The sequence below is a fragment of the Bacillus sp. L_1B0_5 genome, from assembly GCF_000836715.1.
Lineage (GTDB): Bacteria > Bacillota > Bacilli > Bacillales > Bacillaceae_G > Bacillus_A > Bacillus_A thuringiensis_S.
The window spans coordinates 1-387 of record NZ_JXIS01000236.1; the positions used below are offsets into that span (position 1 = coordinate 1).

The window sequence follows — 387 nt, forward strand, 5'->3', positions numbered from 1 at the left end:
AGGACATGTCTGTCACCGACTATTCCTTTAGCAAGAATAGGTGGAGATGAGTTTGCGATCATTGTCCATAACCAAACCGAGCACCAACTATTAGATTTGTGCGAAATACTATTTCATATAACTGAAGAACCATTTGTAATAAATCAACACAGCTTTTACTTATCGCTTAGTATAGGAATAGCGTTGTATCCTTTTGGAGGAACAAATGCCACAACACTTTTACAGCACGCTGATATCGCTATGTATAGCGCAAAGGAAAAAGGTAACAATGCTGTGTGTATGTATGATGAGACATTATCTCAAAAAATAACAAGACGATTACGATTAGAGCAAGATTTACCAAATGCAATTGAAAATAATGAGTTGTTTTTATTGTATCAACCACAA

Annotated in this window: 1 protein-coding gene; it reads left to right on the forward strand. The window is 35.4% G+C overall.

Annotated features, from left to right (window positions below; genetic code table 11):
• A partial coding sequence (locus RT27_RS32095) for a GGDEF domain-containing protein (RefSeq protein WP_043939480.1) occupies positions 1-387 on the forward strand: 387 nt, incomplete at both ends.